The organism is Streptomyces sp. NPDC107517, from assembly GCF_055582645.1.
This window is the reverse complement of record NZ_JBVJPM010000041.1, coordinates 1-12,901: the sequence shown is the minus strand read 5'-3', so window position 1 is coordinate 12,901 and position 12,901 is coordinate 1. Positions and strand designations below refer to the sequence as shown.

Annotated in this window: 15 protein-coding genes and 3 pseudogenes; 6 read left to right on the top strand and 12 right to left on the bottom strand. The window is 67.3% G+C overall.

Annotation, left to right across the window (positions count from 1 at the left end; translation table 11 throughout):
- Positions 1–78: 78 nt before the first annotated feature.
- Positions 79–891 (bottom strand): hypothetical protein, encoded by an 813-nt coding sequence (locus tag ACZ67T_RS41910; protein WP_469991777.1) that lies wholly within the window; start codon positions 889–891, stop codon positions 79–81.
- Positions 892–981: 90 nt separating this feature from the next.
- Here ACZ67T_RS41910 and ACZ67T_RS41905 point away from each other — a divergent pair.
- The 3 genes and pseudogenes from ACZ67T_RS41905 to ACZ67T_RS41895 form a co-directional block, all read left to right on the top strand.
- A pseudogene (locus ACZ67T_RS41905) lies at positions 982–1,371 on the top strand (ISL3 family transposase); the annotation flags it as partial.
- Between the two features lie 320 nt (positions 1,372–1,691).
- Positions 1,692–1,892: a hypothetical protein gene (locus tag ACZ67T_RS41900; protein ID WP_469991775.1), complete on the top strand. Its 201-nt coding sequence runs from the start codon at positions 1,692–1,694 to the stop codon at positions 1,890–1,892.
- The gene (locus ACZ67T_RS41895) at positions 1,889–2,119 is read left to right on the top strand and encodes a LexA family protein (RefSeq protein WP_469991773.1); all 231 of its coding nucleotides are present in this window, start codon (positions 1,889–1,891) and stop codon (positions 2,117–2,119) included. The genes ACZ67T_RS41900 and ACZ67T_RS41895 overlap by 4 nt, the downstream gene beginning before the upstream one ends.
- A gap of 256 nt (positions 2,120–2,375) precedes the next feature.
- Here ACZ67T_RS41895 and ACZ67T_RS41890 read toward each other — a convergent pair whose 3' ends face one another.
- Positions 2,376–2,801 (bottom strand): nuclear transport factor 2 family protein, encoded by a 426-nt coding sequence (locus ACZ67T_RS41890; protein ID WP_469991772.1) that lies wholly within the window; start codon positions 2,799–2,801, stop codon positions 2,376–2,378.
- 88 nt (positions 2,802–2,889) lie between these two features.
- Here ACZ67T_RS41890 and ACZ67T_RS41885 point away from each other — a divergent pair, with 88 nt between their 5' ends.
- Positions 2,890–3,456: a TetR/AcrR family transcriptional regulator gene (locus ACZ67T_RS41885; protein ID WP_469991770.1), complete on the top strand. Its 567-nt coding sequence runs from the start codon at positions 2,890–2,892 to the stop codon at positions 3,454–3,456.
- A 97-nt stretch (positions 3,457–3,553) separates the two neighbouring features.
- On the opposite strand, the gene ACZ67T_RS41880 is transcribed toward ACZ67T_RS41885, so the two are convergent.
- From ACZ67T_RS41880 to ACZ67T_RS41860, 5 genes and pseudogenes are all read right to left on the bottom strand, one after another.
- Positions 3,554–3,874 carry a DDE-type integrase/transposase/recombinase gene (locus ACZ67T_RS41880; protein ID WP_469991769.1) on the bottom strand — a complete coding sequence of 107 codons (321 nt, stop codon included), beginning with the start codon at positions 3,872–3,874 and terminating at the stop codon, positions 3,554–3,556.
- A gap of 35 nt (positions 3,875–3,909) precedes the next feature.
- Positions 3,910–4,059: pseudogene (locus ACZ67T_RS41875) on the bottom strand (IS3 family transposase); the annotation flags it as partial.
- Positions 4,060–4,518: 459 nt separating this feature from the next.
- Positions 4,519–5,556, bottom strand: a complete 1,038-nt coding sequence (locus tag ACZ67T_RS41870; RefSeq protein ID WP_469991768.1) for a CU044_5270 family protein — start codon at positions 5,554–5,556, stop codon at positions 4,519–4,521.
- Complete coding sequence (locus tag ACZ67T_RS41865; RefSeq protein ID WP_469991833.1) at positions 5,553–6,209, bottom strand: RNA polymerase sigma factor; 657 nt, start codon at positions 6,207–6,209, stop codon at positions 5,553–5,555. The genes ACZ67T_RS41870 and ACZ67T_RS41865 overlap by 4 nt, the downstream gene beginning before the upstream one ends.
- A 368-nt stretch (positions 6,210–6,577) precedes the next feature.
- Positions 6,578–7,759 (bottom strand): RNA-guided endonuclease InsQ/TnpB family protein, encoded by a 1,182-nt coding sequence (locus tag ACZ67T_RS41860; protein WP_469991766.1) that lies wholly within the window; start codon positions 7,757–7,759, stop codon positions 6,578–6,580.
- A gap of 388 nt (positions 7,760–8,147) precedes the next feature.
- Here ACZ67T_RS41860 and ACZ67T_RS41855 point away from each other — a divergent pair, with 388 nt between their 5' ends.
- The gene (locus ACZ67T_RS41855) at positions 8,148–8,897 is read left to right on the top strand and encodes a maleylpyruvate isomerase family mycothiol-dependent enzyme (protein WP_469991764.1); all 750 of its coding nucleotides are present in this window, start codon (positions 8,148–8,150) and stop codon (positions 8,895–8,897) included.
- Between the two features lie 55 nt (positions 8,898–8,952).
- Here ACZ67T_RS41855 and ACZ67T_RS41850 read toward each other — a convergent pair whose 3' ends face one another.
- Positions 8,953–9,801 carry a class I SAM-dependent methyltransferase gene (locus tag ACZ67T_RS41850; RefSeq protein ID WP_469991762.1) on the bottom strand — a complete coding sequence of 283 codons (849 nt, stop codon included), beginning with the start codon at positions 9,799–9,801 and terminating at the stop codon, positions 8,953–8,955.
- A gap of 328 nt (positions 9,802–10,129) precedes the next feature.
- A pseudogene (locus tag ACZ67T_RS41845) lies at positions 10,130–10,255 on the bottom strand (IS5/IS1182 family transposase); the annotation flags it as partial.
- A gap of 62 nt (positions 10,256–10,317) precedes the next feature.
- Between ACZ67T_RS41845 and ACZ67T_RS41840 the strand changes: the two are divergent.
- On the top strand, positions 10,318–10,452 hold the full coding sequence (locus ACZ67T_RS41840) for a hypothetical protein (RefSeq protein ID WP_469991835.1): 135 nt from the start codon (positions 10,318–10,320) through the stop codon (positions 10,450–10,452).
- Here the strand turns inward: ACZ67T_RS41840 and ACZ67T_RS41835 are convergent.
- The 3 genes from ACZ67T_RS41835 to ACZ67T_RS41825 form a co-directional block, all read right to left on the bottom strand.
- Positions 10,428–10,865 (bottom strand): GNAT family N-acetyltransferase, encoded by a 438-nt coding sequence (locus ACZ67T_RS41835; RefSeq protein WP_469991760.1) that lies wholly within the window; start codon positions 10,863–10,865, stop codon positions 10,428–10,430. The two genes, ACZ67T_RS41840 and ACZ67T_RS41835, sit on opposite strands and share 25 nt — an antisense overlap.
- 354 nt (positions 10,866–11,219) lie before the next feature.
- Positions 11,220–11,864 carry a dihydrofolate reductase family protein gene (locus tag ACZ67T_RS41830; protein WP_469991758.1) on the bottom strand — a complete coding sequence of 215 codons (645 nt, stop codon included), beginning with the start codon at positions 11,862–11,864 and terminating at the stop codon, positions 11,220–11,222.
- 563 nt (positions 11,865–12,427) lie between these two features.
- Positions 12,428–12,640, bottom strand: coding sequence for a hypothetical protein (locus ACZ67T_RS41825; protein ID WP_469991756.1), 213 nt, complete (start codon positions 12,638–12,640; stop codon positions 12,428–12,430).
- Positions 12,641–12,901: the final 261 nt, after the last annotated feature.

The window sequence follows — 12,901 nt, the reverse complement described above, 5'->3', positions numbered from 1 at the left end:
CCGTTACGCGTCCGAGGGCAGCCGCGGCCGTCTGTGCCCGCATGCTCTCAGGAGACATCAGTCGTGCCCGGACAGCGCCTAGTCCGCAGCAGCGGTCTCGGCGTGCCGGGCCTCCATCGCGGCGATCACCCGCTGCCGGCCCAGTCGCCGGGCCTGCTTGAGCTTCGAGTCGGCCAACAGGAGGGGCACGAACCAGATCCAGCCCCACACACTGAAGGAAACGGTCCCGCTCAGAACCAGTGCCCTGTTGGTGGCGAAGACCAGCACGAAGGTGGCGGCGTACGCGACCGGCCGGTGGCGCACCAAGAGCCGCAGCGGGGCCCGCCACGGACCGGCGAGCAACTCCAACGCAGCCACCACCTCAGTCGCCCGCAGGTCCTCGGGATGCGCGGGTGCCTGGCCGCCCTGTTCCAGCGCTTCGGCGACATCGGTGCTGTGGGACGTGGCAGTCGCCCGCTCGGCCCGCGCCGCGGCCGTCCTCTCCCGCAGGTCCTGCCAGTAGCCCCGGCCGGCCCAGCCGAGCGCGTCCTCCACCCGTGCCGCCTCGGGCGACCCCGCCGGAGCCAGCACAGCGATCCGCTCCTTGAGCAGGACCGCTCGACCACTGCGGGCGGGGTAGGTCCACTCGTCGGCCCGCAGGCACAGCTCCAGGTAGGAGACGAGCAGTCCGAGGTCGTCCGGCCACTGTGTGAGCCCTTTCTCGTAGGCCTTCTCCGCCTCTGCATCGTGGTCGTCCTCGTCCTCCGCCGCGTGTCCGAGGCCGAGCCACCGGTAGAGCACCGGATCGGGCCCGAGTTCCTGCAGGCCGGACTCGGCCAGCTTCCGAACCTGAGAAAATCCGCCCACCGCGAAGAGCTCCTCGCAGTGATCGGCGTATTCGTCGTGTGTCATGCTCCCCACCCCAGTCGATCAACAGGGCCACTCTCAGCCACGCGAACCTGCAGGTCAATGCATACCGCCGGAAGGGAGCCCGGGGCTCAGGCCTCACCCCGCTCGGTCGCCGGCTGGATCCTCCGGCGCCCCGAATCCCTCTCCGCAGGCAAACAGCTCCGAATGAAGGCCGTCGTGACCCACTGCCCCGAACTGGAAGCCCTCACCAGACACGTCCGTTCGTTCGCTCAGATCCTCACCGAGCGACAGGGCCAACGGCTGCCCGAGTGGCTCGATGCCGTCCGCCAAGACGACCTGCCCGCTCTCCACACCCACGCCGCGGGCATCGACCGCGACCGTGACGCCGTCGTCGCCGGTCTTACCCTGCCCTGGAACTCCGGAGTCGTGGAAGGACACGTCAACCGCATCAAGATGCTCAAGCGCCAGATGTTCGGCCGCGCCGGCTTCGACCTCCTCCGGAAGCGCGTTCTCTTGGCGTGACGAACCCCGGGAGAAATTGCTAGGCGGGCTGGACCGCCCGAGGCGAGAATGACGCCGTGTTGATCCTGAATGCCGTCCTGGAGACCCCAGACACCGTTGACTTCTCTTTCTGGCCGGTGGCTGACCTGCCTCCGTACCAGCTCATGACTCTGTCGGGCAGTATGCGCTTCCCCTCCTCGGGGACACAGTGGGGTGACGCGGCTGCCGCTCGCAGCGTCTCGGCCTCGGGGTCATCGCCCGCCGACCCAGTTGTCTGAAGCGGTGACTCTCACTCTGGAGACTTTGGGCAGAATTCGAACACCTGATCTACTTGATTCCTGGTGCACAGCGGACTTTCCCCCGACATCGTGCAGTCTCAGCGCGAATGGGACCGCACCTACAGGGCGCTCGCCGAGGGCCCGGCAGGCAGCAATACGCGACTGCGGCGGCGCCTGATCGATCTGTCCCGACAACTCGCCCAGGACGTCCCGCGGGAACAGCTTGCCGACCTTCGGCGCCGGGCCGGGCAGGTGGAGTCATGACTCGGGTCCGGCGGTCCTGGGATGTCACCGAGCGGCAGCGGTCGGTGCTGGCCACGATACGCACCCACATCGCTGATCAGGGCGAGACCCCGACGGTCCGGGAGATCGCCGCGGCGGTGGGCCTGTCCAGCCCGTCATCGGTGCTGTACCAGCTGCGCCGTCTGGAAGAGGCGGGCATCCTTCGGCGCGCTCAAGGCGCTGGCTCGCGGGAGTACCGGCTCAGCTGATGCCGGACGAGATCCAACAGCATGACGCGCTCAAGTTCTTGGAGCGGGTACAGGTGCGCGATCTTGCGCGTACACGCAGGTGGATCGTGGACGCGGAACAGCGCGAGGGCGGAGAGGCTGCGTGGTGAGCGGGCGCGGCCGCCAGCCCCGGACTGGCTGATAGCCGTCTTCAGAAACCTGGTGGTCTCATCTCAAGGGATCTGGTCCGATTCACCTTGAGTCCCAGGTGACCTGGTCCGCCCTGTCCGTCCGGCGTTCATCCTCTCGCACTGGCGACTCCCAAGCCGTCCATGTAATCGCGGACCCGCGTGATCAGCCCGCTGTGGACGTGGAGTACAAGGAGACCTGGGACGGCGAAGGTGATGCGTCTGGTCGGCAGCGTTCCTACCACAACATGCTCAGCGATGATCACTTCTGGATCGGCGGTCTCGTAGGCTGCGGTCTTTTTGACCTCCTCCACCTGGATGGGGCTTGCACCCCAGGCCGCCCGGTATCCCGCACGCACTGCCTCGCGCCCCACGTAATGCGGAGGAAAGCCAGGAGAGGTGAACGGGAACTCGTGCACCGCGTCCACGGCATACAGATCGGCGAGATCGTCAGCGGACTTGTCGAGCATGGCCTGGTAATAGCAGGCCAGCACCTCGCGAGGGGTGCGGACAACTGGCGTCTCCAGGTCCGGCACAGGGATCACTCCATTCACTCAACACACGTTGACCCAACCAACCGTAGGAGTCGACCGAGGGTTCGGTCAACGGCTGTAGAGTGAATTAGTGCCCTCCCCTCACCGGTCCCGCGCCGACCGCCGCCGAGCCACCGAACTGCGCATCCTCAACAGCGCCCGAGAGCTGTTCGCCGAGAAAGGATTCGATCGCACCACCATCCGCGCCGTGGCGACCGCAGCAGGCGTCGACCCGGCTCTCGTTATGCAGTACTTCGGCTCGAAGCGCGAGCTTTTCACCCAAGCAGTGCAGGCGTTGCCCGAACTGCCGGAAATCACCGACACCGACGCGCTCGTCGATCAGCTACTGACCACGCTCGATCTCAAGCTCGGCGGCCTCCCCGAGGGCACACTGGTGATGTTGCGCTCCATGCTCACCGACCCGACAGCAGCCGATCACGTCCGCGTCACCCTCGACCGGCAGATCGACAGCGTCAGCTCCGCCCTGCCCGCTGCCGAGGACCGCGAGCTGCGCGCCGCACTGGTTATCACCACCTTGCTCGGCGTCACCATCGGCCACCAGTTCCTCGGCCTGGCCGCGCTTCATGACACCCCAGCCGACCGCATCGCCAGGCTGCTCCGCCCGGCGTTCAAGTCCCTTGCAGAACCGCCGGGCTGAAATGAAGGACCACACTCGTGGCTGACGGTCCAGGCGTGGCAGCCGCTCAAAGCAGCAGAGTCGGACCGATTGTGAACGACGGCGATGTTCCTCCGGCTCAAGGACACGTAAATCCCCAGGTGAACCGTTCCGGGTTCGACCCGGCATCGCCGTGATGTATCAACTTGCCTTTCTGGTAGGGGTGTTGGTCGCGGTCGCGCTGCCACAGGGCCATCTCGAGAGCATCCAGGACGAGCCGGGTTTCCTTCGATGTGGCTGCTGACCAGCCGACGATGCGGCGGGAGAAGGTGTCCACGACGAAGACGACGTAGACGACGCCGGCGAACGTGGCGACGTGGGTGAAGTCGGCGACCCAGCAACGGTTCGGCGCCGGGGCGACAAAGTCGCGGTCCCCAGGTCCGGTGCTCGCTCCGCACACGCGTCGGGGATCGTGGTGATCACCTTCTTGCCGCGGACCGCGCCGGCGATCCCGAGGTCGCGCATGAGACGTTCGACGGTGCAGCGGGCCACCGCGACATCCTGCCGGTTCAGGTGGCGCCAGATCTTCCGGGCCCCGTAGACACGGTAGTTGGCGTCGTACGCCTCTTTGATCAGGGTTTTCATCTCGGCGTCGCGCACGGTCCGGACCGCGGGTGCGGCCTGGCGTTTGTGATGGGCGTAGTAGGTGGAAGGGGCGATCTTGCAGTCGTCGTCGGTGAGGACCCGGCAGATCGGCTCGACGCCGCCGAAGCGATCCTTGTGCTCGTCGATGAACGCTACGAGCGTGTGTGGCCGGTCGAGCTCGGCGATGCTTCTATGTCAAGCGGCCTGCGGGTCGAGCACCATGCCGTCGGGCCGGGCAATGGTCACCACCCCGCGGCGGCGCGCGGTGGGAGGGGCGCCAAGCGCCTCAGTCTCGCCTGTCGCAAGGCAGCTGCTGATGGGCACATCGTCGCTTCCGTGTTCTCCGTCATCGTTCCCACTGACATGCCCTGGGGTCCGCTGCGGCGTGAAGTGGCCTGGTGGCCGAGCTGGTCTGCGCGAGCAGGGCGTCCGCCGGAGCGGACACCTGTGACGGCTGACTCAGGACGAGCTGACCGGCGCCTCGCTCTTGTTGTCCGCGACGCCGATGTCCAGGAGCGCGCTCTCGGTCGTTCCGAGGTAGGCGAAGCTCGACGAGTCGAAGACCCAGGTGGAACCCTCAGGGGCGCCCTCGAACGTGAGGCCGATACCGGGCCGCCCCGCGGCGTCCTCGACGTGGTTTATTACGTGCGCGCCCGGGAGCTTGGCCATGACACGGTAGAGCCCGGCGCTCAGTTCGGGCAGCAGGGTGGCGTTGTCGATGATGACTCCGATGTTCTCAAGTGTGATTTCCACGCGGCGGCTTGGTCCCACCCTCTTGGTGTCGTCATAGAGCCTCTTCAGCAGCGCGTCGGGATCGGTGGGCAGCGCCTGAAGCTCCCGGAAGGTCAGGTAGCCAGTGCCTCCGTACATGGCCATGGTCATCTTCTTGGAGGGGTCGCCCACCGCGACTCCCTTCCTCAGCCCCGCCCGCTTGCCGTCCACCGAATCCCACTGCTCCCTTTGAACGTCCCCTTTGTACTGCTCCACCTTGAGGTCCCCCTTGTGCTTCGCGAGCTCCGCCGGATCGAAGAAATCGACGCCCAACTCATCTGCCGATCCCTGGGACTTGGTGTAGATGTACTGGTCGTCGCGCACCGTTACCGCCGGACGGTCAGCCGCCGCCAGGGCGATCCGGTCCAGCAACTGCGTGGCATTCCCGTTGTAGCCCGCAGTGGCATCCGGGGCAGCGGTGGCGGACTTGTCGTCGTGTGCGCTGTCGACTGCCACCACGCCCAGGCTCACGGCGGCCGCCAGTGCCAGCGGCGCCGCGACGAGAAGGAGGCGCTGCCTGGGGTACCGGCGTGCGGGGGGCACAGGGGACATGCTGGTCGCGCCCGACTGCTCGTGGGCGGCCTGGTCGGCGAGGTGTTCCATCAAGGACTCCCTCAGGACGCGGTGGCGGTCCTGCGCGAGTACCGGGCGCCCCGGCGCGGGCAGCAACTCGGCCAGGTCCTGATAGCCGGCCGGCTGGTCGCGTCGTCGCGGGTTGGTGTTCATCGCTTCTTCTCCTGCGTGGACCGAGCCGCCTGGTGGCGGCTACCCGGCATCTGTCCGTCCGCGGCCAGGTGCTGCGTTCCGTGCTGCCTGGTGCCGCCTTCCGTGCCGCCGACGAGTTCGAGCTCAGTGAGCTCGCGCAGGCGTTTCCTCGCTCGCGAGAGCCGGGCCCGTACGGTGCCGACGGCGACACCCAGGGCCTCAGCCACCGTGGCGGCGTCCAGGCCCTCCCATACGCACAGCGTGAACACCTCGCGCTCCCCACGGCGCATCGTGCTCAACGCCTTCTGCGCTGCGGCCAGTTCTTCGGTGTCGGCGAGTCGCTGTGCCACCTCTTCGGCGACATCCGGCACAGGGTCGGGAGGCGGGACTCTGATCAACGCCGCCTGGTGTCTTCGCGCCGCCCGCGCCGTGTTGCGCGTGACGTTCGTCGCGATGCCCAGCAGCCACGGGCGCAGGCTGCCGTCACCCGGAAGCACCCGCTCGCGCAGCCGCCATGCCTCCAGAAAGGTCAGCGACACAACATCGTCGGCCATGGCCCAGTTGCCGGTCATCCGGACGGCGTGCCGGTAGACCACCGAAGCGTGCTCGTCGAAGAGTTGCCTGAACGCATCCGGATCCCCGGCCCGCACACGGGCGCGTAGTGAAATCTCCACACTCCCCCCTGTCCGCAGCCCGGACGACGTTGCGGTGATCCGGGTCACACCATGCCCAAACCGACCTCGCCACCGCCCCACCATCGACCCGGCCACATCAACACGCTCACGAGCGGCGAGCGGATCAAAATCGGGCAGCCGCTCTGTCTGAGCGGCGGCTCCGGCAACGGGCCAGGCCGACACGCTCATCGAGCCCGGGACAGGAGGCCACGATGGATGGCTTCCCCTGCTCCTGAGTGGCGTCGTTTCTCTTGAATCCTCCCCTCCCTGAAGGGAGGGGGATTCCTCACCCTCCAGGGCTGATGTGGGGATTTCTAGCTCACGCTGCCAGACCAGGCAGCGCCTGGTCTGGTCTTCCACGATCACCACTAGCCGGGTGGAAGACCAGCCCGGACCAGCATCACGCGTGCGGAGTTCTTATCCCTGGGGGATACGGCTCCGCATGCGGTGCAGGCATACGTTCGCATCGAAAGAGGTAGTGCGTGCTTGGTTCTCGCTCCGCACTGCGCACAGTCCATCGTGGTGTGAGCGGGGTGTACCAGGTGCACGGCACGTCCGTGCTTGCGGCCCAACTCGACCAGGGCCTGCTTCGTCGCGCTGATAGCCGCGTCGGCGGCCTTCTTGGCCATGGTGGACTTCGCGAGGAACTTCGGTCGGAAGTCCTCCACCGCCAGGGCGTCATGGTCGCGGACGACCTTCTTGGCCCACTTGCGGGCGGTGTCCTGACGCTGGAGTGCGACCTTCTTGTGCACCTTCGCCGTCTGCCACTTCGCCTCGCGGTAGCCCTTCGATCCGGCGTGTCCACGCTGCGGCTTACGCCGGGACATCATCCGCTGGTACCGGGCCAGCTTCGCCGCCGACTTCTTGCCGTGCTCGGCGTGGGAAAGGTCGTGGGTGTCGGATGTGGTGGTCGCGGTCTCCTTCACGCCCCAGTCGACGCCGATCACGGCCCCGGTTTCGGGCAGCGGCTGGACTTCTGCGGGGACGACGAACGAGCAGTACCAATGTCCGACGCTGTCTTGATAGACACGCACGCTGGACGGGTCGGCGGGCAGGTCCCGCGACCACACGACGGTCAGCACAATGCCGCCTGCCAGGTGCAGACGCTTGCCCTTGAGACGGAAACCGCGCTTGGTGTAGTTCAGGCTCGGCAGCGCCTCGCGCTTCTTCTTGTACTTTGGCATCCCTGCGCGCTGCCGCATCGGCAGGCGTTCTTTGATGTCCTTCTGTGCCTTGGCGCGGGACTTGCCGAAGTCGCGTATCAACTGTTGCTGCGGGACCGAACTGCCCTCACGAAGCCATCCGTTCGACCTGCGGGCCTCGGTCAGCATCTTGTCGAGCTGCGCCGGACCGCACGTCCGCTTGTCCGTGCTCTCGGGCCGGTTCTTGTTCCACAAGTGCGTTTGCTTCGACTTCGCGCAGCACTCGTTCCACACCCAGCGGCACCGGTCCCACTCCGCCCCAAGGGCGGCGCGGGCTGTGGACGACACACGCAGGCGGAACGTCCACCGGGCGTGCCCGGCGTCCTGCACCGCTGCTGCTGTCGTCATGCGCATCAACCTATCTGGGAAGACTGACAGTTGAGAGCTCTTGATCGTTGTGGACTGCCTCACCACCGGGGAACACGCCGGATCGCCCTGGCGGCGATCCGGCTTTCCCTGCCCTGCTCCGCAGGAGTCCGATTCCTCCCCGCCCTAAAGGACGGGGCATCCTCGGAGGAACCCGGTGAACATGCACGACGCCGACCCGGCGTGCTTGGCTTCCGCTGACCGTAGGACCCCAGGGGTGAAGTCCTGGCGCCTCGCGGTCGAGCCAGGGAGCGGCTCGCGCCGGCGCTGGCGTGTCTCGTCGGTGACGACCTTCCCGGTGGTCCCCGAGTCGGGTTTGGTCGGTGGAAAGACGAGAACCGCTGTCAGTGCCGGGTGATAGGAAGCTGGGATGACCCAGACACCTGCCTTCGAAGACCTGCTCTCCCTGGTCCAGGACCGCTCCGCCGTCCTTCGCGGCAGCGTCGCCGGCTTCCCCGATCTGGATGTCCGCGTCCCCAGCTGCCCCGACTGGTCGCTCCGTGACCTCGTCGAGCACGTAACCGAGGTCCACCGGTTCTGGGCGGCGGCGGTCGCGGCCGGTCCCAGCGAGAAGCCCCCGACCGTGGGTCCGGCCGATGACGCTCTGTCCGCCGACCTCCTGGCCCGTTCCGCCGCAGCCACCGAGGAGCTGATCGTTGCCCTGCGAGCTGCAGGTCCCGCGGCAGGCTGCTGGACCTGGTGGGGCGACTGCGACGTCCCGATGACGAGCGGTGCCGTGGCGCGTCATCAGGTTCAAGAGGCCGCTGTCCACGCTTTCGACGCCCAGCTGGCCATCGGAACGCCCCAGCCCGTCCCGACGGTTGTCGCACTCGACGGCATCGCCGAGTTCATCGACGTCAGTCATGGCACCGCCCGCCCCTGGCCGCACGAGCCAGTCCGGATCGGCCTGCACGCCGCCGAGGGCGCGTCATGGCTGATCGACCTGACAGGGTCGGGCTCACGCCTCATCGAGGGTCACCACGAGACGGACGCCAGCCTCCACGGATCGGCTAGCAACCTGTTGCTCACCCTGCACGGCCGTCTCCCCCTGGACAATCTGCGAGGCGAGGGTGACCGCAGCATTCTGGAGAACCTCCTGAACTGGCCAGACCTGGGCTGACCCCCCGTCCCGAGAGGCCCTCAGCGGGACGAGGTCGAGATCTCCAGCTGGAGTTCTATTGGCGGATCGCGGAGATGAGTCCGCCGGGTTGTTCCTCGTGTTGTGGTGGGGTGTGGGTCGGGCGGCCGTAGGCGGCGGCGCGTTCGTGGAGGGTGTGGCTGGTGGCGTTCCAGCCGTGTCCGGCGAGCCAGCCCACCGGGTCGTCGGGCATTTCCGAGACCCACAGGGACGCCGGTTTTCCCGGTGCGGCGTCGGCGGCGAAGCGCTCGATGACGCCGCGTGAGCCCAGCGTCAGTCCCATCCGGCTGCCTGGCGCCGACTGTGTGCTGATCCGGGCGAGGAGCAGTTCCACCGCGTCCTGGGGGAGATAGATCAGCAGTCCTTCGACGATCCACACGGTCGGTACGGTCGGGTCGTGGCCTGCGGCGGTCAGCGCGGCTGGCCAGTCCTCACGGAGGTCGACCGCGACGGTGATCCGCTCGCAGCGTGCGAGGGCCCGTTCCTGGTCCAGTACCGATGCCTTGAAGTCCAGTGGCGCGGCGGTGTCGACCTCGAACAGCCGGGTGCCCTCGGGCCAGTTGATCCGGAAGGCCCGGCTGTCCATGCCGGCGCCGAGGAGCACGACCTGCCGGACCCCGGACGCGGAGGCCTGCTGCAACAGATCGTCGAGGAACTTCGTCCTGATGACGATGGAGAACGCCACGGCCAGCCGGCGGCGTCGCGCGGCCTCGTCACCGGGCGGCGGGGAGGAGGGCCACAGGCCGCCGGCGGCGGCGAAGGCCCGTGCCAGGGGGTCGCGGAACAGCGCGTTCTCCCGCTCGGTCTCCAGCGCCCGCACCCTGGCCACCCCCACGCCCGTGGCCCACACCCCCGACGGCTGCACCCGCTCCTGTTCATCAGTCACCGTGCCAGCCTAGAGAATCGAATCCCAAGGGGCCTGATGAGGGTGGAGTGGAGCCGGGTCCCACGCGCGGCCGACCCCAACAAGCGCGCACTTGCCGGCGATCTTCGCTTGCACCGTCTCCAGGTCGTTGTCCCGTCGGGCTGCGCGCAGCGCAGTCAGGTAGATCGTGGTGTCTCGTCCGCCCTCGCCGTTGGCCTTGCAGGGGCCTGGGGCCTCGGCGTCAAGCCCCTGATCGCCGCCGCGGCACCGAGCACGGTTTCCGGCCTCGGCAGGCAATGCTGGGTCGTGGAACGCGCGTGCGCCCACCTGCACTTGTCGGCGTACAAGGTCATGCGGCGAGGGCGAGGTTGTGCATGCGGGCGACGGCCTGGACCGCGTGGTGGAGGCCGTTGCCGCGCCGGCGGCAGTCGCGGAGGATCTTGTAATGCTTCATCCGGTCGAAGGCGTGCTCGAGCGGGCCCGGACCTTCCGGTGTTCGGCGTTGTCTTCCTCTTCGCCGGGAAGGAGGGCTCGTCCTTGGCGTTTGCGGTGCGGGACTACGAAACCGGTGTTGATGTACGCGCCGTCGGCCAGCACGGTCACGCCTTCGCACGCATCAGCCAGGCCGGAGTCCCGCACTACCTCGCCTACGCGTCGATCGCGAAGCGGTAGACCGTGGACTGCCTGACCTGGAAGCCGAGACGCTCATACAGCCGGTTCGCCGCCGCACGATCCGGTCGGGAAGTGAGGTCAACCGTCCGGGCACCCGCTTCCCGCGCGAGGCGCAGGGCCTCCTGAGTGAGGAGGCCCGCGACTCCCTGCCCTCGCGCCCCGCTGTCAACGACCACGTCTTCGACGCGGGCCCGCAAGCCGGATGGCAAGGGCAACAGCACCAGCGTCAGGGTGCCGACGATCGCGTCAGGAGTGCGGGCAACAAGCACTGTGTTGGCATCACAAGTCACCATCCGGTCAAGCGCTTCGTGGTCGAGGGGCTTGGCGGTCGACGACAACTGCGGAAGCAACCTGCCGAAAGCGTCGACGAGCTCCTGACTCGCCGCCCGGATGATCTCTACACGGATGTCCATGCCAGGAGCCTATCCGTCAGCCAACAATGCACAGTCACTCCAGCAGGACGGGCAGCTGCCGACCACTCACCCCCAACAAGTATCCGTCTGGCTTCGTTCACTTCAAGCAGCAGCGTTTGTCCATCGGTTTGGGCACCGATGGACGGTCTGCGGGGCCGTGAATGTTCGCGAGAAATGACATCACTTCATGGGGCGGCCCGCCGCCCGTGAGCGTGAGGGTGGCGGGCCGTCGAGGCGGGCCTGCAGGTGTCAGAACCCGTCATTGAACCTTTGATCAGGGCGAATCAGCTGAACGGCTGGTCCTCGTCGAGTGCTTGGCCAGCCCTTTCAGCCGGCCCGGAGTGGGCCCATGCGTCACCTCCGCCAGAACAGGTGGTGCGTCACGCCGCTCGGGCTGGGCACGATCTCCAGGTGGAACCGGTCGAGCAGCTCATCGGGGGATTCCCAGAGCCGCAGTCCGGACCCGAGCTTCTCAGGCGAAACCGCCACATGCATGGTGTCGACAAGGCCGGCGTCGAGGAACTGCCGGATGATGGTGACCCCGCCACCGAGTCGGACGTCCTTGCCCTGCGCCGCTTCCCGCGCCCGTTCGAGGACCGCGGCCGGGTCGCTGTCGACGAAGTGGAACGTGGTGTCGCAGAGCGTGAACGACGGACGCGTGTGGTGGGTCATGACGAACACCGGGGTGCGGAAGGGGGGCTCCTGGCCCCACCAGCCGCGCCACTCATGGTCCAGCCAGGGTCCGCGCTGGGGCCCGAACTTGTTGCGGCCCATGATCTCGGCACCGATGTTGCGTGCGAAGTCTCGAGTGAAGTAGTCGTCGAGACCCCGGCTCCCGCCGGGATCCGTGCGCATGGGCCAGCTCGCCGTGGCGCCGGCCCAGGCGAACAGCCTCTCGGGATGGTCGTAGCCGAACGGACTCTCGAGACTCTGATGCTCGCCGGCACCGATTCCGTCACTCGAGACGTTGAAGTTCATCACTCTCAGCAGTTGATCCACGTGTTTCCTCGTCAGGTCCTGTCGCGTCATTGTGCGGCGAGGCGCCGCACATCATGACGTCGAATGGGACGCGGCCGGATCGACAGCTGCCCGCAACTTTTTCCAAGGCGCGTCAGGAAGCAGCCCCACTGCCTTCAAAACTCGTGAACATCCCCGACCGTCGACGACGTCATCGACGACGGGGCCACTCTCACCGTCCGGCTGGGAGAGCCCGCCGTCCCCGCTTCCGGAACCCGTCGCTGACCTCATGCGGGCATACGTCCAGTCCCGCCAGCACCTGCCCTACGCAAGCAGCAGAAGCTCTCAGTGGCTCTTCCCCGGACGCCAGCCCGGACACCCCATGAACCCGGTCAGCCTCCAAGTCCACCTGCGAAAGGTCGCGTCCCGCCGCAACGCGGCAGGACTTCCGCGATCCGCCAACTCGTACTCCAAGCCCCGGCCTCCGTCATCGCGAAGGCACTCGGCTACCACGACAAGACAGCCACCCGCCTCCTCACCGACGCCGGAGGAACCTGGAGCCGATACGCCCCTGGCGACCACTCACGGTGACGACCGGATTGACCTCACTGCCTCCAGTTGTGGAAGCGCGCCCGCTTGGGACCGCACGCGCCGTCGGCGAGGGCCTTGTCGTAAGCCCGCTGTGCGGCGGCGTCGGTTTCGGCCTTCGGCGCATTCATGGGGATGTAGGCCCCGGAGTAGACGACGCACGACGAGTCGTAGACCGGCCACAGCGCCCACGACCCGAACGCGACGACGGCGGCTGTCACTGTGAGCACGGCTGTGACTCGGAGGCGCGGCGTGGAGAGAAGACGGGATGTCACCAGCGGATGCTACCGGGATTCATTCGCAGTGCTCCGGCCTTCAGGCCGGGGGGAAGCGAATCCTATGGTTGCGACGCGGAGCGTCGCGGTGCCGTTCCGGCGGAGCCGGACCCTGCTTCGCGACGGTGATGGATCGCTCGTATGTTCCCGGTGACGACGTGGGTTCGACTTGCCTAGTGTGATCGTCATGCAGCTCCGGTACGCCTTCAGGTTGTA

Bases quoted from the DNA above. Each gene is read 5' to 3' on its own strand.
- ACZ67T_RS41860 (WP_469991766.1), bottom strand. From the start codon at position 7,759: ATGACGACAGCAGCAGCGGTGCAGGACGCCGGGCACGCCCGGTGGACG.
- ACZ67T_RS41870 (WP_469991768.1), bottom strand. From the start codon at position 5,556: ATGAACACCAACCCGCGACGACGCGACCAGCCGGCCGGCTATCAGGAC.
- ACZ67T_RS41895 (WP_469991773.1), top strand. From the start codon at position 1,889: ATGACTCGGGTCCGGCGGTCCTGGGATGTCACCGAGCGGCAGCGGTCG.
- ACZ67T_RS41910 (WP_469991777.1), bottom strand. From the start codon at position 891: ATGACACACGACGAATACGCCGATCACTGCGAGGAGCTCTTCGCGGTG.
- ACZ67T_RS41855 (WP_469991764.1), top strand. From the start codon at position 8,148: ATGACCCAGACACCTGCCTTCGAAGACCTGCTCTCCCTGGTCCAGGAC.
- ACZ67T_RS41835 (WP_469991760.1), bottom strand. From the start codon at position 10,865: ATGGACATCCGTGTAGAGATCATCCGGGCGGCGAGTCAGGAGCTCGTC.